The 20,883-nt window shown below is 71.2% G+C and carries 25 protein-coding genes; 20 read left to right on the top strand and 5 right to left on the bottom strand.

Annotated elements, in window-relative coordinates:
* The first annotated feature begins 8 nt into the window (after positions 1-8).
* The 11 genes from amcB to SNOUR_RS39270 all read left to right on the top strand — a co-directional run bounded on the left by amcB (position 9) and on the right by SNOUR_RS39270 (position 7,985).
* Positions 9-278, top strand: coding sequence for a cispentacin biosynthesis acyl carrier protein AmcB (gene amcB / locus SNOUR_RS39315; protein WP_039639489.1), 270 nt, complete (start codon positions 9-11; stop codon positions 276-278).
* Positions 275-1,660 (top strand): amipurimycin biosynthesis protein AmcC, encoded by a 1,386-nt coding sequence (gene amcC, locus SNOUR_RS39310; RefSeq protein WP_067356862.1) that lies wholly within the window; start codon positions 275-277, stop codon positions 1,658-1,660. The genes amcB and amcC overlap by 4 nt, the downstream gene beginning before the upstream one ends.
* Complete coding sequence (locus SNOUR_RS43865) at positions 1,657-2,205, top strand: acyl-CoA thioesterase (protein WP_079143190.1); 549 nt, start codon at positions 1,657-1,659, stop codon at positions 2,203-2,205. Before amcC ends, SNOUR_RS43865 begins: the two co-directional genes overlap by 4 nt.
* A complete protein-coding gene (amcE, locus tag SNOUR_RS39305) occupies positions 2,108-2,596 on the top strand; it encodes a cispentacin biosynthesis cyclizing decarboxylase AmcE (protein WP_512700986.1) in 489 nt (162 codons plus the stop codon). The genes SNOUR_RS43865 and amcE overlap by 98 nt, the downstream gene beginning before the upstream one ends.
* Complete coding sequence (gene amcF / locus SNOUR_RS39300; protein WP_067356857.1) at positions 2,590-3,699, top strand: cispentacin biosynthesis acyltransferase subunit AmcF; 1,110 nt, start codon at positions 2,590-2,592, stop codon at positions 3,697-3,699. Before amcE ends, amcF begins: the two co-directional genes overlap by 7 nt.
* Positions 3,696-4,214 (top strand): cispentacin moiety biosynthesis protein AmcG, encoded by a 519-nt coding sequence (amcG, locus tag SNOUR_RS39295; RefSeq protein WP_067356854.1) that lies wholly within the window; start codon positions 3,696-3,698, stop codon positions 4,212-4,214. Before amcF ends, amcG begins: the two co-directional genes overlap by 4 nt.
* Positions 4,211-5,569 (top strand): adenylate-forming 2-oxoglutaryl-ACP ligase AmcH, encoded by a 1,359-nt coding sequence (gene amcH / locus SNOUR_RS39290; RefSeq protein WP_067356851.1) that lies wholly within the window; start codon positions 4,211-4,213, stop codon positions 5,567-5,569. Before amcG ends, amcH begins: the two co-directional genes overlap by 4 nt.
* The gene (locus SNOUR_RS39285) at positions 5,566-6,378 is read left to right on the top strand and encodes a TIGR03619 family F420-dependent LLM class oxidoreductase (protein WP_067356847.1); all 813 of its coding nucleotides are present in this window, start codon (positions 5,566-5,568) and stop codon (positions 6,376-6,378) included. The genes amcH and SNOUR_RS39285 overlap by 4 nt, the downstream gene beginning before the upstream one ends.
* A gap of 111 nt (positions 6,379-6,489) precedes the next feature.
* Positions 6,490-7,233 (top strand): SAM-dependent methyltransferase, encoded by a 744-nt coding sequence (locus SNOUR_RS39280; RefSeq protein ID WP_067356845.1) that lies wholly within the window; start codon positions 6,490-6,492, stop codon positions 7,231-7,233.
* Between the two features lie 62 nt (positions 7,234-7,295).
* Positions 7,296-7,772 (top strand): alkyl sulfatase C-terminal domain-containing protein, encoded by a 477-nt coding sequence (locus SNOUR_RS39275; protein ID WP_067356842.1) that lies wholly within the window; start codon positions 7,296-7,298, stop codon positions 7,770-7,772.
* Between the two features lie 48 nt (positions 7,773-7,820).
* Positions 7,821-7,985: a hypothetical protein gene (locus SNOUR_RS39270; RefSeq protein WP_159426022.1), complete on the top strand. Its 165-nt coding sequence runs from the start codon at positions 7,821-7,823 to the stop codon at positions 7,983-7,985.
* 135 nt (positions 7,986-8,120) lie between these two features.
* Here the strand turns inward: SNOUR_RS39270 and SNOUR_RS39265 are convergent, their stop codons facing one another.
* Positions 8,121-9,626 (bottom strand): carboxylesterase/lipase family protein, encoded by a 1,506-nt coding sequence (locus SNOUR_RS39265; protein WP_067356836.1) that lies wholly within the window; start codon positions 9,624-9,626, stop codon positions 8,121-8,123.
* Positions 9,627-9,836: 210 nt separating this feature from the next.
* Here SNOUR_RS39265 and SNOUR_RS39260 point away from each other — a divergent pair, with 210 nt between their 5' ends.
* On the top strand, positions 9,837-10,397 hold the full coding sequence (locus tag SNOUR_RS39260) for a DinB family protein (protein ID WP_079143188.1): 561 nt from the start codon (positions 9,837-9,839) through the stop codon (positions 10,395-10,397).
* Positions 10,398-10,475: 78 nt separating this feature from the next.
* Here the strand turns inward: SNOUR_RS39260 and SNOUR_RS39255 are convergent, their stop codons facing one another.
* A complete protein-coding gene (locus SNOUR_RS39255) occupies positions 10,476-10,850 on the bottom strand; it encodes an SCO4402 family protein (RefSeq protein WP_159426021.1) in 375 nt (124 codons plus the stop codon).
* Positions 10,851-11,601: 751 nt separating this feature from the next.
* On the opposite strand from SNOUR_RS39255, the gene SNOUR_RS39250 reads away from it, so the two are divergent.
* Complete coding sequence (locus SNOUR_RS39250; RefSeq protein WP_312635420.1) at positions 11,602-11,979, top strand: contact-dependent growth inhibition system immunity protein; 378 nt, start codon at positions 11,602-11,604, stop codon at positions 11,977-11,979.
* A gap of 49 nt (positions 11,980-12,028) precedes the next feature.
* On the opposite strand, the gene SNOUR_RS39245 is transcribed toward SNOUR_RS39250, so the two are convergent.
* Positions 12,029-12,211 (bottom strand): hypothetical protein, encoded by a 183-nt coding sequence (locus tag SNOUR_RS39245; RefSeq protein WP_067356825.1) that lies wholly within the window; start codon positions 12,209-12,211, stop codon positions 12,029-12,031.
* Positions 12,212-12,293: 82 nt separating this feature from the next.
* Between SNOUR_RS39245 and SNOUR_RS39240 the strand changes: the two genes are divergently transcribed.
* Together SNOUR_RS39240 and SNOUR_RS39235 are read left to right on the top strand one after the other, a co-directional pair.
* The gene (locus SNOUR_RS39240) at positions 12,294-12,647 is read left to right on the top strand and encodes a YciI family protein (protein WP_067356824.1); all 354 of its coding nucleotides are present in this window, start codon (positions 12,294-12,296) and stop codon (positions 12,645-12,647) included.
* Positions 12,644-13,897, top strand: coding sequence for an RNA polymerase sigma factor (locus tag SNOUR_RS39235; RefSeq protein WP_067356822.1), 1,254 nt, complete (start codon positions 12,644-12,646; stop codon positions 13,895-13,897). The genes SNOUR_RS39240 and SNOUR_RS39235 overlap by 4 nt, the downstream gene beginning before the upstream one ends.
* Before the next feature lie 53 nt (positions 13,898-13,950).
* Here SNOUR_RS39235 and SNOUR_RS39230 read toward each other — a convergent pair whose 3' ends face one another.
* Both SNOUR_RS39230 and SNOUR_RS39225 read right to left on the bottom strand, forming a co-directional pair.
* Positions 13,951-14,640, bottom strand: coding sequence for an SDR family NAD(P)-dependent oxidoreductase (locus SNOUR_RS39230; protein ID WP_067356821.1), 690 nt, complete (start codon positions 14,638-14,640; stop codon positions 13,951-13,953).
* Complete coding sequence (locus SNOUR_RS39225) at positions 14,637-15,533, bottom strand: NAD(P)H-binding protein (RefSeq protein ID WP_067356820.1); 897 nt, start codon at positions 15,531-15,533, stop codon at positions 14,637-14,639. Before SNOUR_RS39225 ends, SNOUR_RS39230 begins: the two co-directional genes overlap by 4 nt.
* Before the next feature lie 67 nt (positions 15,534-15,600).
* Between SNOUR_RS39225 and SNOUR_RS39220 the strand changes: the two genes are divergently transcribed.
* The 5 genes from SNOUR_RS39220 to SNOUR_RS39200 all read left to right on the top strand — a co-directional run bounded on the left by SNOUR_RS39220 (position 15,601) and on the right by SNOUR_RS39200 (position 20,879).
* Positions 15,601-16,410: a LysR family transcriptional regulator gene (locus tag SNOUR_RS39220; protein ID WP_067356818.1), complete on the top strand. Its 810-nt coding sequence runs from the start codon at positions 15,601-15,603 to the stop codon at positions 16,408-16,410.
* A gap of 177 nt (positions 16,411-16,587) precedes the next feature.
* The gene (locus SNOUR_RS39215; RefSeq protein WP_067356815.1) at positions 16,588-17,364 is read left to right on the top strand and encodes a glycosyltransferase family 2 protein; all 777 of its coding nucleotides are present in this window, start codon (positions 16,588-16,590) and stop codon (positions 17,362-17,364) included.
* 331 nt (positions 17,365-17,695) lie between these two features.
* On the top strand, positions 17,696-18,733 hold the full coding sequence (locus tag SNOUR_RS39210) for an iron-siderophore ABC transporter substrate-binding protein (RefSeq protein ID WP_067356812.1): 1,038 nt from the start codon (positions 17,696-17,698) through the stop codon (positions 18,731-18,733).
* Between the two features lie 20 nt (positions 18,734-18,753).
* Positions 18,754-19,788 (top strand): FecCD family ABC transporter permease, encoded by a 1,035-nt coding sequence (locus SNOUR_RS39205; RefSeq protein ID WP_067356809.1) that lies wholly within the window; start codon positions 18,754-18,756, stop codon positions 19,786-19,788.
* A gap of 119 nt (positions 19,789-19,907) precedes the next feature.
* On the top strand, positions 19,908-20,879 hold the full coding sequence (locus tag SNOUR_RS39200; RefSeq protein WP_312636240.1) for a FecCD family ABC transporter permease: 972 nt from the start codon (positions 19,908-19,910) through the stop codon (positions 20,877-20,879).
* The last annotated feature ends 4 nt before the right edge of the window (positions 20,880-20,883 follow it).

Genomic DNA, 20,883 nt, shown 5'->3' with positions numbered 1-20,883 from the left:
AAATCCCGATGAACCCTTTGCAGACCATCAAACGCATTCTGCACTCCGATGTGCTGGTGGAGGTTCCGATCGACCAGATGCGGCTCAACGACAGCCTTCGCGAAAGCTACGGCATGGACTCACTCGGATTCGTGGAACTGCGCGTGCAGTGTGAGGAGGCGTTCGACATCGACATCCCCGACGAGGCCGTTGCCACCGGCCAGTTGTCCACCCTCGGCGATGTACTCGCGCTGGTCGAGCGGCTGTCGGGGGCCGTCCACCCCCCGGCCACCACGTGAGCACGGCCCCGGTCGCCCGGACCGACCGCGCCGGGGACCCCACCGGTGTGCTGTCGCGCGGCAGGGACCTGCATCTGAACCACTACGGGGCGGCACGGCTGCCGTTCGCCTGCGTGGGCGGACGCGGCCTGGAGCTCGACATGGTCGACCTGAGCCCGGCGGGCCGGGGCAGACGGCTGCGGCTGCTGGACGCCAGCGGCGGCTACGCCAGCGCGACCCTGGGCGGCGACCACCCCGTGGTCCGCGCGGCGCTGACCCGCAGCACCGCGGTCGGCAACGTCACCGACGAACTGGGGTCGTGGGAACGCGCGGAACTCCTCGACCGGCTCTTCGGCCCCGGCGGACTGTGGACCGACCACTTCCCCACGGGGCGGTACCACGTCAGCGGACGCAACTCCGGCTCGGAGGGCAACGAGTTGGCATTACGGCTCGTGCTGGAGTCCCGGTTCGACGGCCGGCGACTGCGCCACCGACCGGGCAAGGTGCGGCGCGACACCATCCTGGCCTTCCAGGGTGCCTGGCACGGCTGGACCGGTGGGCTGGTGCAACTGCTCAACCGCAGGTACTACCGCGCCGGACTGCCCGCGCCGGACACCGCCGGCCCGTACGGCGTCCGGGTCGCGCACATCCCGTTCGGCGACCCCGAGGCCCTGGCGGAGCACTTCGCCGCGTCTGCCGACCGGCTGCTCGCCGTGGTGGTCGAGCCGATCCAGGGCGACGCGGGCATTCTTCTTCCTCCGCCCGGCTACCTGCGCGAACTCGCACGGCGGTGCGCGGAAGAGGACGTGCTGCTCGTGGCCGACGAGGTCCTGACGTTCGCCAAGACCGGTGACTGGTTCGCCATGCGCGACGCGGACGGGCCGGTGCCCACCGACATCACCGTCATCGGCAAGTTCCTCGGCATGGGCGCGGTGTCCACGTCGATGGTGATCGCCCGCAAGGATCTGGCCGTCCGCTCCTCCGGCGCCGTGACCACCTCCGATCTACGGCCACTGAACTGTGCGGTGATCCGTGACGGCATCGAACACATCGGGACCGAAGGGCTGTTGCGACGGTCGGCCGAGGTCGGCGTGCACCTGGCCGAACATCTCGACGCCACCCTGGTGGGCCGCCACTCCGACCTGTTCACGGAGGTCCGCGGCACCGGGGCGATGCTCGGCGTGGAGCTGACCGCCGCGGCGGCGGACCGGATCGGCGAGCTGCGCAGGACGCTCATCGAAGCGGGTGTGTACGCGGAGTTCATGGCGGGCGCGGGGAAACGCCCGGGCGGCCGGCGCTACGTCCATCCCACGCTGCGGATCGTGCTGCCGCTGATCGCCACCACGACACAGGCCGACGAGATCGCCGACCGGGTGGCGGCAGGCGCCCGGGCACTGCGATGAGCGCGGAGTTCCGCACCCGGGTCGAGCACGTCGACACCGACGCGACCGGGATCGTGCACTTCTCCCGCTACACCTCGCTGATGGAAACCGCAGGCACCGAACACCTCGAAGCGCACGACGCGGGTCTGACCGCGTTCAGCGCGGCGGGCGTCGACCTGGTGGCCGCCGACCTGCGGGTGACCTACCTCAACAGCGCCGTGTACCGCGATGTGATCGTCGCGGACACCCGGGTCGACCACGTCGGCGCGGCCTGGTTCGCGCTGGCGGTGCGGCTGCTGCGCGAGGAGGAGGACGGCGTCCGCACCCCGCTGGTGACCGGCGACCTCGTCTTCGCCGCCGTCGACCCCGATACCCGGCGCGCGGTACCCCTGCCGGCGCCGCTGCGACAGACTCTGAGAGGAATCGTCCCGGATGCCGCACACCGACCCATCGGCACCCCCTCCCACGGTGGTCCGCGCGGCTCGGCCGCTGGGTACCTCGGCCATCGCCGCCCTGGTGCGCGGACGCCATCCGCGACTGTTCATCGACCGGGTTCTGGACCATGAGCCCGGCGTGTTCCTGCGCAGCATGTTCGCCGTCTCGGCCGAGATGAGCGCACTGTCCGGACACCTGCCCGAGCGCGGCCTGGCCCCGGGGGTGATCCTGCCCGGCAGCCACACCATGCAGGCTTTCGCCCAATCCGGCGTGCTGCTGTACCAGTTGAGCAGCGCCCCGCTCGCCGACGACGAGGTGACCCTGGTCGGCACGGTCAAGTCCCGTTTCCTCGCCCCGGTCGTGCCCGGCGACCAGGTCGTGCTCGACGTACGCGCGGACCGGTTGTCCGGCCACACCTTTACCTTCTCCGCCGCGGTGACCGTCGAGGGCCGATCCGTCGCCGGGTTCCGCGGCGCGATGAGCCGGGTGACGGTCGATCCCGCGAGGGCCCGGCCGTGGTGACCCCGGTGATCACCGGGCTGGCCTGGGACACTCCCCTGGGCCGGGACCTGGAGGCGGTGTGGGAGCGGCTGTGCGCGGGCGACTCCGGTCTGGCGCCCGTGGACTCGCCGCACCCGTTGCGCAACACCGCCGCGGCCGTCGTCGAGTCGCCGCCCTACGGGGCGCCGGCGGGCAAGCGGCAACGGCTGCTCGCCGGGCGGGCGCTGCGCGCCGCGTTCGCGGACGCCGAACTGGCCACGACCGACGCCGAGGTCGGCCTGGTGCTGGGCACCAGCTTCGGTGCCTCGCTGGACGAGGCGGAGCCGACGCTGCACGCCTGGGCCGACGACGCGGCGGCGGGCATCGGGCACCCGGGCACGCCGGTGTGCGTCATGACCGCGTGTTCCGCGGGATCGGACGCGATCGCCCTCGCGCACGCCCTGGTGCGCTCGGGCGAGCGGCGGGTGTGCGTGGCGGGCGGGGTGGACGTGGTCACCGAGGCCAAGCGGCTCGGGCACTCCGCGCTGGGCACGATGAGCCCCACCGGCATGCGGGCGTTCGACCGGGCACGCGACGGCATGCTGCTCGGCGAGGGCGCGGCGTTCGTGGTGGTCGAGCACCCCGACTCCGCCCGGGAGCGCGGCGCCCGGGTGTACGCCCGGCTGCACGGGGCCGGCGCGGCCAACGACGCCGCCGGGCTCACCGCACCGGACCCGTCCGGACGCTCCGTGGTACGCGCGGTGGAACGCTGCCTGGCGGCCGCGGGCCTGGCACCCGCGGACGTCGCGGTGGTCAACGCACACGGGACCGGCACCCCGCTCAACGACGAGGTCGAGGCGCGCAGCCTGCTGCGACTGTTCGGTGCGGACGGCCCGTTGACGTTCGCCACCAAGGGGGCGTTCGGGCACAGCCTGGGCGCCACCGGGGCCATCGAGGCCGTGGCGACGGTACTGGCACTGCGGCACCGACGGGTTCCGCCGGTGGTCGGGCTCCGCGACCCGGTGGCACCGGTGCGGCTGGCCACGGAATCGGCGCAACCTGTGGGACCCGGCGCCGGATTGAGCCTGACGTTGGGGTTCGGCGGCTTCAACACATGTCTGCTGTTCGAAGGGGTGGGGGTGTGACACACGTGCCGCCGGGCACACGGGTCCTGGGTTCGGCGACGGTGGTCGCCGAGGATCCGGCCGCGTACACGAGGAACAAACCGTCCTTCTACGCCGACCCCGCTGCCTGGTTGGTCGCCGAGACCGTGGACCGGGCGTTGGCGGGCTGCTCCGAGCCGCTGGGCGACGCCGCCGACGACACCGCGATCCTGGTCATGAGCGCGACCGGGAGCGAGCGGACGATACGCCGCATCGCCGACTCGGTGCCGCGGTCCCGGGTCTCGCCGCTGCGCTTCGCCGGAGCGAATCCTGGGGTACTGGCCGGGCTGCCCGCCCTGCGCCACGGGCTGCGCGGTCCGTCGCTGCTGCTGGCGGCGCACCCGGACACAGCCGCCCCCGTGGCGTTCACCGTGATCGCCGGATGGCTCGCCGACGGCCACGCCCGACACGCGATCCTGGTCGGCCTGCAATCCACCGCGGGAGACCGGGAGTTGTGCCACTGTCTGGTCCTGACCAGTGCCGGGGAGGGCCGGTGAACGGCTTCACCCGGTCCGCGGTGGCCGACTTCCTGACCCGGGTCCGCGCCACCTCGGCCGGCATGGGCGCCGGCGCCCATGCCGGGGTGGACGACGTGTCGGCGGACCTGGCCGGACTGGGTCTCGCACCGGGCGACGCGGTCGTGCTCTGCCTGGCCAACGGAGTCGAACTGCTGCGTGTGCAGCTCGCGTCGTTGCTGCTGGGCCTGGTGCCGCTGGCCGTGCCTCCGAGCACGCCGTGGCAGCGGGTCCGGGCACTGGCAGGGCACGTCGGGGCCGGCATGGCGGTGACCACCCGGCTGACCGGCGCGGAACCGCAGGCGCCGGTGGGCGGCGCGTTCGCCGTACCGACCGGGCACTGCGCCACTCCGTACCGGCCGGGCGAGATCCTGCTGTCCACCTCCGGCACCTCGGGGATGTTCAGCGCATGTGTGCACCACGTGCCTTCGCTGCTGCACAACGCCCGCCTGCACGCCGAGGCCACGGGCATCACCGCGGCCGACACACTGCTGGTGAACCTGCCGCTGTACTACTCCTACGCCCTGGTGGCGCAGGCGTTCGCCGCGTATGTGACCACGGCGCGGCTGGTGCTCGACGGACCGCCGTTCGCGCCGGGCGCCTACCGCGACGCGATCACCGCGCACGGGGTCACCCACTCGTCGGTGACACCGACGATCGCCCGCCAACTGTTGGCCGACCCCGGGCCCATGCCATCCGGCCTGCGGGCGCTGACGGTCGGCGGCGACCGGCTCGCGCCCGGGGAGGTGGCGGACCTGCTGGCCGCACGACCGTCCTCGGAGCTGTATCTGACCTACGGGCTCACCGAGGCCGGGCCGCGCGTGTCGACGCTGGCCGCGCACGCCGAGCCCGCGCACCGGTTCGGCTCGGTCGGCCGGCCACTGCCCGGGGTGCGCGCGTCGCTGCGCGAGGTGCGGGGCGACGTGGGCGAACTCGTGGTGGAATCCGACACCGTACTGCTGCGACGGGTCGGGGACCACAGCGGCAGAGTTCTGCTGGGGCCGCGGACCATCGCCACCGGGGACGCCTTCTCGATCGACGAGGGCTATCTGACCTTCCACGGGCGCCTGTCGGACTTCGTGGTGCTGCGTGGCGAGAAGGTCTCGCTGAACACCGTCCGGCAAGCCGCCCACGCCATCCCGGGGGTGGTGCACTGCCTGCCCAAGGTGGTGAACGAGGGCGGCACACAGGTGCTCGACGTCCATCTGTCGGTCACCGACTCCCTGCCCGGCGGGGAGAAGGCCGTCCGCCGCCTCCTCAACTCCCAGTTGCTGCCCGCCGAACGCCCTCGTGCCGTCTTCATCTCCGCCGCCGACCCGGAGACCTTCCGCAAATGACGCTACGCCTCGGCTGTACCGTTCCCACCGCCCTCTCGCCCGTCGAGCTGCGCGAGTTCGCCGTGACCGCGGAACACCTCGGATACGACCACCTCTCCGTCCCTGAGCACCTGGTGTCCAGCACTCCCGCCTACGAGAGCCTGACGCTGGTGGCGTTCCTGGCGGCGGTCACCACCCGGATCGAACTGGCCACCGCGATGACGATCCTGCCGCACCGCCCGGTGGTGCTCGCCGCCAAGCAGGCCGCGCAGCTGGCCCACCTCAGCGGCGACCGACTGCGGCTGGGCGTCGCCATGGGGTCCGATCCCGCCGAGTCCGCCGCCCTCGGCACCGTTCCGGGAACCCGCGCGGCGCTGTTCGAGGAACAGGTCCATGCGCTGCGCCTGCTGTGGACCCGGCCGGCAGCGGATTTCGCCGGCGAGCACGTCGCGTTCACCGGCGTCACCGTCACCCCCCGGCCGCGCCGGATACCGCTCTGGATGGGCGGCGGCACCCTGCGCACCGGAGGCAGACCGGGCGCGCTGCGCCGGATCGCCGCCCTCGCCGACGGCTTCACGATGTCCGGGCTGCTCGCCAACCGCGTCAACCGCGGTGCCGCGCTCATCGACGAGCTGCGCACCGCGGTGACCGAAGCCGGCCGCGACTGGGCCGCCTTCGGCACGGAGGCCCGTCTGCGGCCCGTCCCCGGCCGGCCGGACACCTGGCGGTCGCTTGCCGGGGCATGGCGGTCCGCCGGCGCCACCCACCTCACCGTCACCACCGACGACCTCTCCCTGCTGGCACCACTGCATGCGGCGTTGACCGGGTAGCACGGCCCGGGTGCGACCGCCCGGCGCCGGTCCTCGGCCGGGCGGCGCAGGCAGCGGCGCATCGACGAAAACCGAGGTGCGCGCCGCCTCTGTCGCTGTCAGGCTGCGCTGATGAACCGTGAACAGATCTCCCGGATCGCGCACACCGAGCACCCGATCAAGTCTCCGCTCGACGACGACTCGGTACACCGGCTGCTGCAACGCGGGCTCCCCAGGGGCGACGAGCGGGTGCTCGACCTCGGGTGCGGCGGAGCGGAATGGCTCCTGCGCGCCCTGGCCACACGACCGCACCTCCATGCCGAGGGCGTGGACGTGTCCGAGGACGCCCTGGCCCAGGCAGCCGCCGCCGCGCTCGACCGCGGCGTCCAGGACCGCCTGGTCCTGCACCACCGGAAGGCCGAGGACTTCGTTTCGGCCGAGCCGTTCGACGTGGTCCTCAGCTTCGGGGCCACGCATGCCTTCGGGGGCCTGCTCCCCACCCTCGCGGCGGCCCGCAAGCACCTGGCTCCCGGCGGCCGTGTCCTTGTCGGTGAGGGGTTCTGGGACCGCCCGCCGTCGCCGGAGGCCGTCGAGATGCTGGGGAACTTCACCGACCTGGCGACCACTGTGGACCGTGTCGTCGCCGACGGCTGGACGCCTGTCGACGGCCACGTCAGCACCCGTCGTGAGTTGGACGACTACGAGTGGGCCTGCTGGGGTTCGCTGGCCGCTTGGGCCCTGGACCACCCTGCCGATGTGGACAGCGCGCACGCGCTCGAAACGGCCACGACCCGTCGCTCCGAATGGCTGCGCGGCTACCGGGACACCTGGGGCTTCGTCTCCCTGGTCCTGCGCCCGACACCCGGCCGGGCCTGAGCCGGCCCTCCGCCTGTCCGGAACCCGCCCCACGTGCTCGCGGGCCGCAGCTCGTCCGAGGTTTGAGCGGTCACAACTTCTTCCTCACCGGCGCCGACGAACTCGCCAACGGCATCGAACGGCCTGCCAACCAGGAGGCCGGCGACCTCGTCCTCAGCATGAGCCTGGAGCAGTACTTCTCGACCCTGGCCCGGACCGTCGACGGGCCCACGGCCGCCCGCGAACAACGCGACCCGATCGTGCTCCAGTGGCTGGTCAGCGGCGCCGAGGAGGAGACCTGCACCACGACACTCCGCAACGGCGTCCTGGTCTACGTACCCGGCAAGGACCGGTTCGCCGGGACGCCACAGACCGTGATCAAACTGTCCCGCGAGGCCCTCAACGGCCTGATGTACGGCCCCACGGGCTTCACGAACGCCTTCGACGCCGCCGTGCGCGACGGCGTCGTCCAGATCCCGGGTCCGCGCCCGCAGCGGTGCGAGTCCGCTCAAGGCCGATGCGGATCGTGCGCGTTCGAACCGACGGGCCCGATCACATGAGTACTTCTACCGATGCCCCGCGTGCGTCGCGATGTGCAGGATGGCTCCGTGACCGAACACTCAGACAACCACCCTGCCCCCGTGCAGCCCGCCCGCGACCACCGGGCCGCAGAGACCGCGATGAAGGCCGTCCTCCTCGTGGCGGCCATAGTGGGAGGGCTCTTCCTGCTCTTCGCGGCGGTCATGATCGGCCCCTACGTCCTGTCCAGTTGACCGCGACGCCTCAAACCTCCACTCCCGCCCCGACGTTGCCGCCCTTTCCGCTCACCCTTGCGACCCCGTTTCCGCCGTGCCACACCCGCTCGCGCCCCCGCGCCATAGGGGGACGACAGCCGCGTCAGCCGACACTCACATTCGCAGCAGGTCGAACCGGACGTCGCGCCACAAGGCACGGCGCGCGGACGCGTCGTCGGCGGTCAAGTGGTCACCGGGGACGGCCCATGACTTGACCGGCGTCGCGCCCGCGGTGACCGCCGGCCAGCCTGGGTCACCGGTGGCCGCGAAGTCGGCCCAGGAGCGAAGCATGCGGCGGGACAGGGCACGGTCGTGGTCGTCGGGGACACCACCGATGAGGAAGTCTGCGCCGACGGCGTCCAGGTTGCCGAAGGCAAAGGGGATGTCCGCGGTGTGCCAGGGCCTGGCCGCTCCGCGCCTGCGGGCGAAGCGGGCCAAGTACGCCCGGCCGCCGGCTCTCGCGTGCCGCTCGGCGAGGCGGGTGGTGTACTCGCCGAACCGCGCGTCACCGAAGATCGCGAGGTAGCGGTCGAGTACCGGGGCGTCCGGCAGCAAGGCACGGTAACCGTCGACCAGGTCGGCCGAGAGACGCAGCGACGCGGCGAAGTCCGCCAGTTCCGCCTCGGTGGTGACCTCCCGCACGGCTCCCACCGTGTGAAGGAACCAGTATTCCTCCAACGTGTGGCACACCAGCAGGTCCACCTCCCGCGCCGCCCCTGAGGCGAACGCGCGCAGCGGGTCCACGGGCAACACCTCGCCGTCGACGACGGGTTGGAAGATCACCGGGTCAAAGGCGTGGATCGCCGCGACGGGGTCGCTCCCGCAGTTCGCAGTGGTCTTGTCGGACGCGGCCACCAGCGCCTCGGGCGGTAGCGACAGCAGTCCGTCCGCCGTCGGGGCGACCCCGGCCTCCGCCGCGATCCGCTCGGTGACCGCCGCCGCGAGCTCGACCGTGAAGAAGGCACTGGGCACGCTGTGGGCGATGGCCCGCCGGAACAGGCCCCGTGTCTGGTCCATGGCCATCAGGCAGGCCACCGAGCCTCCCCCGGAGGAGTGCCCGGCGACGGTGACGTTCCCGGGGTCACCACCGAAGGCCGCGATGTTCTCCCGGACCCAGCGCAGCGCGGCGGCCTGGTCCAGCAGCCCGCGGTTGTCGGGAAGCCCGGGTACATGACCGAAACCCTCGAAGCCCACCCGGTAGTTGCAGCTGACGACGGCCAATCCCGCGCGGGCCAGGGCCGCCCCGTCGAAGTCCGGCTGGGCTGAGGAGCCGAAGGTGTAGGCGCCGCCGTGGATCCAGAAGAACACCGGCAGCGCGCCACCGTCCACACGCTCAGGCACCCACACGTTGACGGTGAGGATGTCCTCGTCGCCCGGGCGCCATACCGGCGCTCCGGGCAGCTCCGCCGACTGCGGGGCGATGGGGCCGAAGGCCGTGCAGTCCCGGACCCCGTCCCAGGCAGGCGCCGGTTGCGGCGCGCGGAACCGGCGGTCGCCGAACGGCGGGGCTGCGTACGGGATACCGAGCACGGCGGTGATGCCGTCGCCGTCCCTCCTTCCCCGCACACGACCGCTCGTCGTCCGAAAGGTTGCTTCAACAGCACATGGTCGTTCAGTCATCGCGCGTCAGTCTCGTCCATCGGCAGGCCCTCGCGCGAGCCTGTTTCGGCGCCGCCGTCGGACGAACCGGCCCGGCCGGCAACGGTCGTGCGCCTTGCCACGCGTCGCGCTCAGCCCCGGCGGGATCGACGACATCGCCCCCCGCCCCCTCGCGCTCACCGGAAGAAACCCACTGGCGAGCTCGGACCCTCACGGACGAACATGGAACCCATGAGTGACCGACCTGCACGATGGAGCCGGGCAACCGTTTACCCCGACATGTGGGTTGACCCGGACGACGACCCCCGCAACAGCGAAGGAGTCAGTCCGGACGGCGAGCTCGCCACGCTGGAGGACTTCCTGACGAACTACCGCATGACCTTGCGGATGAAGTGCGACGGTCTGGATGCGGAGCAGTTGTCCCGCCGATCGGTTCCGCCGTCGTCGATGTCGCTGCTCGGCCTGCTGCGGCACCTCGCCGAGACGGAACGGGACTGGCGTAACTGGATCAGCGATGCTGAACCACTGCCGAAGCTGTATGACGAGCAGGACGGGGACTTCGACGGGGCTGTCGCCGAGCAGACGGAGGTCGACGCCGCGTATGCCGCGCTGGCCCGCGAGCAAGCCGCGACCGATGCCGCACTGGCCGAGCATCCGGATCTGAGCGAGCGCCTGGGGAAGGACGGCATCGCCGTTCGGGAGCTGTTGGTCCACAGGATCGAGGAGTACGCCCGTCACTGCGGGCACGCCGACCTGTTGCGCGAGCGCATCGACGGACGGGTCGGCCAGTGACGCTGTAGGGCGTTTCCGGGTTTCCCTCCGAGGATGACCCGTGTGGACGACGGTGTGGATATCGACGCCGATAGACGACTAGCGCGTCATGAGTGCGAGCGCCGACCGGGCCGCCTCGATGACCCCGTTCCACGAAGGAGATGCGAGGAAGGCACCGTCGGGGCTCTCGGCACCGACCTCCTGAATGATGCGAACGAGCCGATCGGACAACGCACTCAACGCCGTGGCCTCACCCTCCGAGGCCAGGGTTCTACCGATGGCGGCATACGGGTCGTCAAGGATTGCGGCGTCTTCCAAGATGTTGAACGTGAGAGTGAAGTCGTCGAAGTAACCCGGGGTCGGATAGATCCTGTCGATCCACACCCGTCTCTGGTATTCACCGTCCGCCAGGGCCTGCACGGCCGCGATGACCCCCGCTCTCATCTCCGGAAGCCGAATTTCTTCCTCACTCACGGACGAACCCACTCCTTCAACTGCACCCATGCGGTCGACGGTACGATACGGAAGGCGATTTGCCTCTCCCCCTTGCGGCTGCCTGCAGCGATCACCCGCACGCTCCTCGGCCACGCACCCCTTGACCAGCAGCCAGGAGGCGGCACAGCCGTGGCTCGTCGTGACCACGCCGCCACCACGGCCCTTGCCGCGGGGTGGCTCATGAAACGGATCTGCCGCGGATAATCAATTGCGCGGGAAGCAACCGCTACACTCGGCCCACCGAAGAGCCAGGGAACACCAAATCGTCTCTGCAGGCATGGGAATTCCCCCTGCCCCGTATTCCCTTGCCGTGCATTCGCATACTCCCGGAGGTTCCGTGCGTAGTCGTCGCATCCTTCAACTCGTCGCAGTTCCGCTGTTGGGCTTCCTGTTCTCGTTGGGGGCAGCTTCTGCCGCATCTGCCGACGCCGGCACCAACCAGGACACGGGATACGAAACAAACCTTGGGGCCCTCGTCGGTCTACGCATCTGACCAGCCGTTTCACCATGAGGTGCGAAGGTGGCGACACCCATCGAAGCCGAAGCCGAAGCCACCGCCGACGAACGGCCAGCCCGGAGCATCTGTACCGGTGAATGCACCACACCCTGCCGCGCCACTCAACCACCTTGAAAGCAGACCGACTTGACGGTGAATGGGAATTCGGTTCCGTTTGCCATCTTGGTGGGGGAAAATCGGCAGATGACTGGATCGAAACATGGGCCTCTTTCGTTGGAGGCGATCGAGGGCGACCGCTGGCCGGACCCGCCTGCCGGCGCCACCCGGCTCACTGCCACGGTGCATGCCGTGCGGCGCAGACCGGTCAGCGCGCTCGGCCCCGAGGACCTCCGGTTGCTGATCCGGCAGAACATCGGCCTGCCCCACCTGCTGCCTCGCGCCGTCGACGTGCTCCGCGCCGATCCGCTGGTCGGGGGCGACCTGTTCGAAGGCGACCTGCTCTCGGCCGTCCTGACCAGAGACCACACAGCGTGGGCCGGGGCACCGCAAGCCGCTCGTGCGCTTCGTCGGATCGTCGCTGCCATGGACGACATCCCTCCTGACCTGCAGGGCGAAGTCGATGACTTCCTCGCGCTGTCCGCCGGCTCGTGAGCCTGGCTGCCGCTCCGCAGTCCCGACCGAGAAAGGTCCGGGCCGGAGGTCACGGTGACGGGCGTGGCGGCGTCGGCCGGCCGGTCGCCCCGTGACGCACCACGAGCTCGTCGTGCCCGGCGGCCGTGCCCCAGGCCGGGTGCGGGGTGCGGAGCGGCCAGCAGTACTCGACGGTATGCGGCGGCATGCGGTGGTACTCCCGGTGGTCGAAGATCCACGACAGGATTCCCACGAGATTTTCCGGTCGACCTGTCGATTCTCCGTCCGGCCGTTCGTCATCCCTGCGCAACCATCCGATGCACGAGGAGCACACCGTGAAGTACCTGTTGCTGATCAACACCCTGTCGCCCGACTCCACCGAGGAGCGGCCGGCCGAGGGGCCGACCGTGGAGGATTTCATGGCGTTCGACAAGGCGGTCTCCGACGCCGGCGTCAAGCTGGACGGCAACGCCCTGGACATCACGACCGCGACCACCGTGCACGTCCGCGTGAACGGTGAGCGCGTGGTGACGGACGGGCCGTTCGCCGAGACCCGGGAGATCGTCGGCGGCTACTACCTGATCGATGTTCCCGATCTCGACGCGGCGCTCGACTGGGCGGCCCGGTGCCCGGGGGCCCGGTTCGGCACCGTCGAGGTCCGCACGGTCTGGGAGCCGGTCCAGCCGTGAACGAGCAGCGAGCGGCCCGCTCCGTGGAGGCGGTGTTCCGCGAAGACCGGGGCCGGCTGCTCGCCCTCCTCGCCGCCCGGTTCGGAGATCTCGACCTGGCCGAGGAGACCGCCTCCGAGGCGATCGAGGCCGCGCTGCAGCGGTGGCCGGTCGACGGGGTGCCGGACAAGCCGCTGGCCTGGCTGCTCACCACGGCACGCCGCAAGGCCATCGACCGGATCCGGCGCGACCGCGCGTACGCGGAGCGGCTGGCGATACTGCAGGTGGAGAGCGACCGGGCGGCCCCCGTGGTCCCTGCCGAGGCCGGCTTCGACGACATCCCCGACGAGCGACTGCAGCTCTTCTTCACCTGCTGTCACCCGGCGCTCTCCGCGGAGGCACAGACCGCGCTGACGTTGCGGTTCCTGGCGGGCCTGACCACGCCCGAGGTCGCCCGGGCGTTTCTGGTGCCCACCGCAACGATGGCCCAGCGCATCGTGCGCGCGAAACGCAAGATCCGCGGTGCGCGCATCCCGTTCCGCGTCCCGGGGCCGGACGAGCTGCCCGCGCGGCTGCCCGGCGTGCTCCGGGTCGTCTACCTCGTCTTCACCGAGGGGTACGCGGCCAGCTCCGGCACCGACCTGCTGCGCCCCGACCTGGCCGACGAGGCCATCCGGCTCGCCCGGATCCTGCACCGGCTGCTCCCCCGGGAACGCGAGGTGACCGGGCTGCTCGCGCTGCTCCTGCTCACCGACGCCCGGCGCGCGGCCAGGATCGACGCGGCCGGGGGCCAGGTGCTGCTCGAAGACCAGGACCGCGCCCTGTGGGACGTCGACCGGATCGCCGAGGGGCGGCGGCTCGTGGTGCCGGCCCTGACCGGCCCCGGCGTCGGACCGTACGCGGTGCAGGCGGCGATCGCGGCGCTGCACGACGAGGCGACGGCCTTCGAGACGACCGACTGGCCGCAGATCGTCGCGCTCTACGACGTGCTGCTGCAGATCGAGCCGTCGCCGCTGGTCGCACTGAACCGGGCCGTGGCCCTGGCCATGCGCGACGGCCCCGAGGCGGGCCTCGTCGTCCTGGACGAGCTCACCGGGGCCGAAGAGCTGCGCGGCTACCACCTGCTTCCCGCGGCACGGGCCGACCTGTTGCGGAGACTGGGCCGCAGCACGGAGGCGGCCGCCGCCTACCGGGCCGCCCTCGATCTCGTCGGCAACGAACCGGAGCGCGCCACGCTCGCCCGCAGACTCCGGGAGCTCACCGATCCGTGACCGGCCCGTGCGGTGGCGGTCGCCGGCTGACCGGCGGGCGACTGTGTCGGCTGCTACCAGGGCACGGGCTGGCCCTGGTGGTCGAGGAACTTCAGGCCCGGTTCGCCGCTGTGGCGGTCGATCGTGTCCGCGACGCCCGGGATGGACTGGTCGATGGTCAACGGCGCCTGGGGACCGCCGAGTTCGGTGCGGACATGGCCGGGGCACATGAGCAGCAGCGTGTGTGCGGCGTCGGCGTACCGGACGGCGTAGCTGCGCATCAGCTGGTTCAGGGCGGACTTGCTGGCGCGGTAGACGTCCTGACCGCCCTTGGTGTTCAGGTTGAGGCTGCCTTGGCGCGAGGACATCACGCCGATGGTCCCGGTCGGCGCGACCAGCGAGCGGAAGGACTCGACCACGCGCATCGGGCTGAGCGCATTGGTGACCATGACCTCGACGAACATCTCCGTCGGGACCTCGCCGACGGGGATGTCGCCCCGTGCGATGCCGGCGTTGACGAACAGCAGGTCCAGGGTGCGTTCCGCGAGGCGTTCGCGCAGCGCGGCGATCTGCTCCGGCTCCGTCATATCCAGCGTTTCGACGGTGACGCGACCGTCGGACGCGTCGGCCAGGTCGTGGAGGCCGGTGCGCTGATCGCCCCGGACGGTCCCGATGACGTCCCAACCGCGGCGTGCGTACTCGGTGGCCAGGCCGAGCCCGAGGGTCCGGGAGGCCCCGACGATGAGGGCGGTCCCGGCGCTCATGCCTGCACCGCCGGCTTGAGGACCTGCTCGCACCACTCGCGGAAGGTCGTCGGGCTCGCGGTCTGCGGGGTGCGCCGCACCCCGTCGTCGAGGCCGTCGTCCTTGGCCCGCATCATGTCGAGGTAGCCCCGCACCAATGCGTCCTCCATGCCGCGTCCGGCGAGTGCGGTGCGGAATGCGTCGAGCGTCTGCCGTTCGTAGCGGACGGGGCGGCCGAGCACGTCGGACATGGTGCGCGCCAGGTCGTCGGGCGAGAGGTCCTCGGGGCCCAGCACAGGGACCTCGCCCGTCCCGGTCCACGAGCGGTCGAGCAGCAGGTCTGCGGCGGCCGCGGCGATGTCGCGGGTGGCGGCCCTCGGTGCCTTGCGGTCGGCGGCGACGGTCTCGGTGAACACGCCGTGGTCGCGGATCGAGGCGACCTGCCACAGCAGGTTGTCGAAGAACGTCGGGTTGGCGAGCGCCCGGTAGGCCACGCCGGTGCCGGCGATGAGGTCGTCCATGGCCAGCGACGCGGTCACGTGCCCGGCGCGGCCGGCGACGGGGGTGCCGCGGCCGAGCGCCGAGACGCCGACGACGTGGCCGACTCCGTGGGTGGTGAACGCCTTCGCGGCGGCGCGGGTGAACCCGGAGTACATGGCTTCCAGGCTCGGTGCCTGGGTGTCCGAAGGAACCAGCCAGAAGACGGCGTCCGCGCCGGCGAAGGCCCGGTCGACGACCTCGGGGTCGTCGTGCGAGCCGGTGACGACGTCGACGTGGGCGCGGACCGGGTCGGGGAGTTTCCCGGGGTCGCGCACGATGACACGCAGTTCTTCGCCGCGCGTGCGGGTCTCGGTGAGGAGGATCTCCAGGAGCCGGCCGCCGATCTGGCCGGTGGGAGTGGTGATGACGATCATGCATCGAGTCTCGGGGCGGTCATCCGTCGCGTCCAATACCCTTCCCGACAATTGATACCTTCAGGGTATGGATCTCGATCTGCGCAAACTCCGCTACTTCGCCTCGGTGGCCGAGCACCGGCACTTCGGCCGGGCGGCGGAACAGCTCTACATCGCCCAGCCGGTGCTCAGCCGTCAAATCAGGTCCCTGGAGCAGGAGTTGGGGTGTCCGCTGTTCGTGCGGACCACCCGCAGCGTGGAGCTGACCGCCGCCGGCAGACAGCTCTACGAGGAGGCGCAGCTGATCCTCCCGTCCATCGCCGCGGCGGTCCGGCGCGTCCATGACGTCGATGAGGGCGTCCAACGGCTCGCGGTCGCCTTCTCCCCCGGGCTGCATGTGTCGGATGCGATCCGGGCGTTCACGTCGCGCCACCCGGACGTCGAGATCGACGTCGTCCCGGCACGCTGGTGGGAGCAGGACCGGCCGCTGCGGGACGGTCGCGCCCAAGTCGGTTATCTGCGACGACCGTTCGACGAGACGGGCTTGCGCATCGTTCCCATCGGCCACGAGCCCAGGGTCGCCTGCATACCCGCGGCACATCCGCTGGCATGCCGTCAGGAGCTGACCTCCGCGGACCTCGACGGCGAGCGGATGCTCGACACCCCGCAGCGGCGGACGTTGACGCTGGAGGAGAAGTTCGAGCTCATCGCCTCCGGACGCAACATCGCGCTCATCCCGCTGGGCGTCGCACGGTCCTACTCCCGCCCGGACCTCGTGCACCTCCCCGTCACCGACGCACCGGGGATCGAGACGTGTCTGGCCGTTGTCGCGGACCGGCCCGAGAAGCTGCCGCGGGACTTCCTGGAGATCGCCACCACGACGCTGCGGCGCGCCTAAGCGTGCGGGGCCACGACCAGCGGCGGCCGCGTTCATTCGTTCCCAGGCCATCCCTGCGGCCGCGCCCCGGGCAGCGCGCACAGGGACAGCCGCACCGGGCACCCGGAGAAAATCCTTGGCCAGCGGTCCATGTCATGATCGCGGACGGGCCAACCCCTCTCCGACAGGACCCATGCCATGCGAACCATCAGCATCATCACCGCCGTACACGAAGGCGGCCACCACTTCATCGGCGACACCTACGAATCCCTGCGCGAACAAAAGCTCCCGGACGACTGGCGATGGGAGTGGTGCGTCCAGGAGGACGGCACCTCGGGAATCCCCGCGCAGAGCCTGCCCGATGACCCTCGGATCACCTGCGGGACGGGACTGCGGGCGCGCATAGCGGTGACACGCACGCACGCCCTCGCGCGCGCGAGGGGAGAGCTGGTCCGGACGTTGGACGCGGATGACGTGCTGCTGCCGGGCGCACTGGAGCGGGACATCGAGACCCTGGAGCGCGTTCCGTGGTGCGTGTCCGCCTGCATCGACCTCCACGAGGACGGCAGCACGGCACCGGGTCCGTGCGACCCCCCGGGCGGCGCCTTGGAACCCACCCGCTTCTACCGCGAGGTGCTGGAGCGGCGCCTGTCCGTTCAGGCGACCACCTTCGCCGCACACCGTCGCCTGGTGCTGGCACTCGGCGGCTGGCAGGCGCTGTCCGGAGCCGAGACGGTCGCCCTGCTCCTTGCCGCGGAGGCCGTGGCGCCCGGTGAGTTCATAGCGGAGCCGAGCGTCTTCTATCGCAAGCACCCCGACCAGACGACGGCGTCCCAGCACTACTGGGAAGCGCCCGAGGCGGCATCGCGGATCGACGCGCTCGTGCAACGCGCCGGCGCCCTGCGGGAGTCGGGTTGGCGGTGGCGGCAGGCGCCCGGGTACCGGCCCGCGCCCCCGGTGGAGAGCGGCGAGTGAGGGCTCGCATCCGGCGGTGGGCGTTCGGACGCCGGTGACACGCCCGTGCACGCGCTTGCACGGGACGCCAGGCAGCAGGCACGGCGGCATCGGACGCCCACACTCCACCGCGCTTCCAGGGGAGACGGCAGCCCCCTTTCACCCGCCTCACGTCGTGCCGGGCGGGCCCGAGGTCGCATGTGGGGAGGGTAGGGGTGGAGGCGAGATCGACATTAAGTTAGGCTCACCTAAGTATTCGGGGAGCTCGGGACACGTCTCGCACCGTCCGGACGAGTTCCCAACCACAGGCAAATTGGGCCGCAAGCAGTACCGCCCAGGAAAAGGACCTCGCATGACCATCGCTTCGCGTCGGATGACCCGCCGTCTCTTCACTGCCGCGGCGGCGACCTCGTTGCTGTTGGTCACCAGCGCGTGCGGCGGCGGCAAGGGTGACGCCGAGGCCGCGGGCGGCAGCCACGGTGCCTTCCCGGTGTCGATCAAGAGTGCGCTGGGCACGGCCACCATCAAGAAGGAGCCCAAGCGGATCGTCACGCTCGGCCAGGGCTCGGCCGAGACGGCCATCGCCCTCGGCCACACGCCGGTCGGCGTGGAGGAGTACGCCTGGGGCAGCGACAAGTCCGGCTACCTGCCCTGGGTCAAGGACGCGGTGAAGAAGGCCGGAGACCCCCTGCCCAAGCAGTTCAAGGGCGGCGACCAGCTCGACATCGAGGCGATCACCGAACTGGCCCCCGACCTGATCCTGGCGCCGTGGTCGGGCATCACTGCCAAGCAGTACGACGTCCTGAAGGACATCGCGCCGACGGTGGCGTATCCGGACAAGGCGTGGAGCACTCGCTGGGACGAGCAGATCAACACCGTCGCCAAGGCCGTCGGGCAGCCCGAGAAGGGCACCGAGCTGATCAAGGGCATCAAGAAGCAGCTCGCCGAGGCCGCCGCGTCCCGCCCGAACTACAAGAACGTGACCTTCTCCTACATCTACACTTCGGGTCCGGGCACCCTGGGCGTGTTCAAGCCCACTGAGCAGCGGGTGGAAATGGTCAAGTCCCTCGGGCTCCAGGTCGATCCGGTGGTCAACACCTTCAAGGAGACCGACGGCACCGCCTCCTCCCTCATCGGCCTGGAGAACGCCGACAAGCTGAACAGGAGCGACGTCCTCTTCACCTTCTACTCCGACGACAAGACCCGTCGGGAGATCGAGGGCCAGTCGCTGTACGCCGCCATGCCGGCCATCAAGAAGGGCGCCGTGGTGGCCAGTTCGGACAACTCCTTCGTCACCGCTTCCTCCATGATCAACCCGCTGACCGTGCCCTACAGCATCAAGCGCTACCTGCCGCTGATCGACAGCGCGGTGAAGAAGGCCGGCAAGTAACGCCGCGGGACGGTTGACACATGGTCGCCACCATCGACACCGCGGAGCAACGGACCGCCGTGCGCCGGCCGGCCCGGCGCACGACCGTCGTACTGCTCCTGGCCCTGGCCGTCCTGGCCCTCGTCTGCATGGCCAGCATCATGTTCGGCAGCAAGACCCTGCCCCCGGGGCAGGTCTGGGAGGCCGTCACCGGCCACGCCGATGCCTACACCACCACCGTCGTCGAGAGCCGCTATCCGCGCACCGCGCTGGGCATCGTGGTGGGCCTCGGCCTGTCCGTGGCGGGTGTCCTGATGCAGACGGTGACCCGCAACCCACTGGCCGAGCCGGGCTTGCTGGGCGTCAACACCGGAGCCGCCGCGAGCGTGGTGGCCGCCACCGCGTTCGCCGGCGTCTCCGGACAGACACAGACGCTGCTGTGGTCACTGCCCGGCGCACTGCTGACCGGAGTCTTCGTCTACGTCATCGGGACCCTCGGCAGGGGGCTGAACCCGGTCCGGCTGGTGCTGGGCGGCGCGGTGCTCACCGCCGTGCTGAGCGCCTTCATCCAGGCCGTCACCCTCAGCCGCCCGCAGGTCTTCGACAGCTACCGCTACTGGGTCGTCGGCGCGCTCGGCGGCCACGACTGGGACGCCGTGCGCAGCGTGCTGCCGTTGGCCGTCGCCGGATTCGCCGTCGCCCTGTTCCTGGGCCGCGGACTGAACATCGTCGCGCTGGGCGAGGATTCCGCGACGTCCCTCGGCGCCCGCCCGGAGCGAGTCAAGGCCGTCGCGCTGCTGACGGCCACCGTGCTGAGCGCCGCCGCGACCGCGGCCGCTGGACCGATCGCCTTCGTCGGACTCGCCGTGCCGCACCTGGCCCGCACCCTTCTGGGGGCCGACGTGCGGCGGCAGCTCGCCCTGAGTGCCGTGCTCGGCCCGACCCTCCTGCTGGCGGCCGACGTCATCGGAAGGCTCCTGGTACGCCCGCAGGAATTGATGGTCGGTGTTGTCACCGCGTTCGCCGGCGCCCCCGCCCTTCTGATCGCCGTTCGCAGAATGCGAGCCAGCTCATGACCCCCACCACCGCCCCGTCGTCCACGACCGTCTCCGGTACGGTTCAGCGGCCCCGTCCCGGCAGTCGCAAGCTCCTCATCAGACTCGGGTCGGGAATCGCCCTGCGGCTCCCGGTCCGGATGCTCTGGGTCGGCCTCGCCCTGTGCGTGGCGCTGCTCGCCGCGTGCCTCGCCACCCTCACCGTCGGCCGCCTGGGCATCGCCCTGCCGGACCTGCCGTCGGCACTGTCCGGCAACGCCACCGGCGTGGACTCCTTCGTCCTGGACCGACTGCGCGGACCGCGGTTGACCGTGGCGGTGGCCGCCGGTGCCGCCTTCGGCCTGTCCGGTGCCCTCTTCCAGTCGGTGACCCGCAATCCGCTGGGCAGCCCGGACGTCATCGGCCTCGGCCCGGGGGCCGGCGCGGGCGCCGCGCTGGTCGCCCTGCTCTTCCCGGACGTGCCGGTCGCGTTGGGCGCACTGGGCGGAGCGCTGGCGGCGATGGCGGTGGTGTACGTGTCGACCGGCAGCGGATTCCGCAACCCCAGCCGTCTGGTCATCGCGGGCATCGGGGTCTCGGCCATGGCGACGGCGTTCATCCAGTACATCGTCTACGCCATCGAGCGCGACCAGGCCACCGTGCTCAGCTCGTACCTCAACGGCAGCCTCACCGCACGCTCCTGGGACGACGCGGCGACCATCGGCGTGGTGCTGCTGTTCTGCGTGCCGTGCGCCGCGCTGCTCTCCCGCCCCCTGGGCCTCAGCGAGATGGGCGACACCACGGCGGCGGCCCTGGGAGCACGCCCGGAACGCGCCTTCACCGGCGCCGTGCTGCTCACCATCGTGCTGTCGGCCGGGGCCGTCACGGTCGCCGGCCCGATCTCGTTCATCGCGCTGACCGCACCGCAGATCGTCAAGCGGATCACCCGCGGCAGCGGCCCGCACCTGGCGCTCTCCGCACTCTCCGGCGCGCTGCTGCTCGTGCTCGCCGACCTGGCGGCCCAGAACGCTCCGTTCTTCGGCAAGTTGCCGGTCGGCATCTGGACGATGGCGCTGGGCGGCGCGTACCTCGGATACCTGCTCCTGCGGGAGTGGCGTCGCGGCGCCCTGTGATACG

It is taken from the genome of Streptomyces noursei ATCC 11455 (assembly GCF_001704275.1).
In the GTDB taxonomy this organism is placed as follows: Bacteria; Actinomycetota; Actinomycetes; order Streptomycetales; family Streptomycetaceae; genus Streptomyces; species Streptomyces noursei.
The sequence above is the reverse complement of the archived record's forward strand: the minus strand, read 5'-3'. Positions and strand labels throughout refer to the sequence as shown.

What these genes read in the sequence shown, in the direction of transcription:
- amcB (WP_039639489.1), top strand. Translation starts at nt 9, where the DNA reads ATGAACCCTTTGCAGACCATCAAACGCATTCTGCACTCCGATGTGCTG.
- SNOUR_RS43865 (WP_079143190.1), top strand. Translation starts at nt 1,657, where the DNA reads ATGAGCGCGGAGTTCCGCACCCGGGTCGAGCACGTCGACACCGACGCG.
- SNOUR_RS39285 (WP_067356847.1), top strand. Translation starts at nt 5,566, where the DNA reads ATGACGCTACGCCTCGGCTGTACCGTTCCCACCGCCCTCTCGCCCGTC.
- SNOUR_RS39280 (WP_067356845.1), top strand. Translation starts at nt 6,490, where the DNA reads ATGAACCGTGAACAGATCTCCCGGATCGCGCACACCGAGCACCCGATC.
- SNOUR_RS39265 (WP_067356836.1), bottom strand. Translation starts at nt 9,626, where the DNA reads ATGACTGAACGACCATGTGCTGTTGAAGCAACCTTTCGGACGACGAGC.
- SNOUR_RS39260 (WP_079143188.1), top strand. Translation starts at nt 9,837, where the DNA reads ATGAGTGACCGACCTGCACGATGGAGCCGGGCAACCGTTTACCCCGAC.
- SNOUR_RS39230 (WP_067356821.1), bottom strand. Translation starts at nt 14,640, where the DNA reads ATGAGCGCCGGGACCGCCCTCATCGTCGGGGCCTCCCGGACCCTCGGG.
- SNOUR_RS39225 (WP_067356820.1), bottom strand. Translation starts at nt 15,533, where the DNA reads ATGATCGTCATCACCACTCCCACCGGCCAGATCGGCGGCCGGCTCCTG.
- SNOUR_RS39220 (WP_067356818.1), top strand. Translation starts at nt 15,601, where the DNA reads ATGGATCTCGATCTGCGCAAACTCCGCTACTTCGCCTCGGTGGCCGAG.
- SNOUR_RS39215 (WP_067356815.1), top strand. Translation starts at nt 16,588, where the DNA reads ATGCGAACCATCAGCATCATCACCGCCGTACACGAAGGCGGCCACCAC.
- SNOUR_RS39210 (WP_067356812.1), top strand. Translation starts at nt 17,696, where the DNA reads ATGACCATCGCTTCGCGTCGGATGACCCGCCGTCTCTTCACTGCCGCG.
- SNOUR_RS39205 (WP_067356809.1), top strand. Translation starts at nt 18,754, where the DNA reads ATGGTCGCCACCATCGACACCGCGGAGCAACGGACCGCCGTGCGCCGG.
- SNOUR_RS39200 (WP_312636240.1), top strand. Translation starts at nt 19,908, where the DNA reads ATGCTCTGGGTCGGCCTCGCCCTGTGCGTGGCGCTGCTCGCCGCGTGC.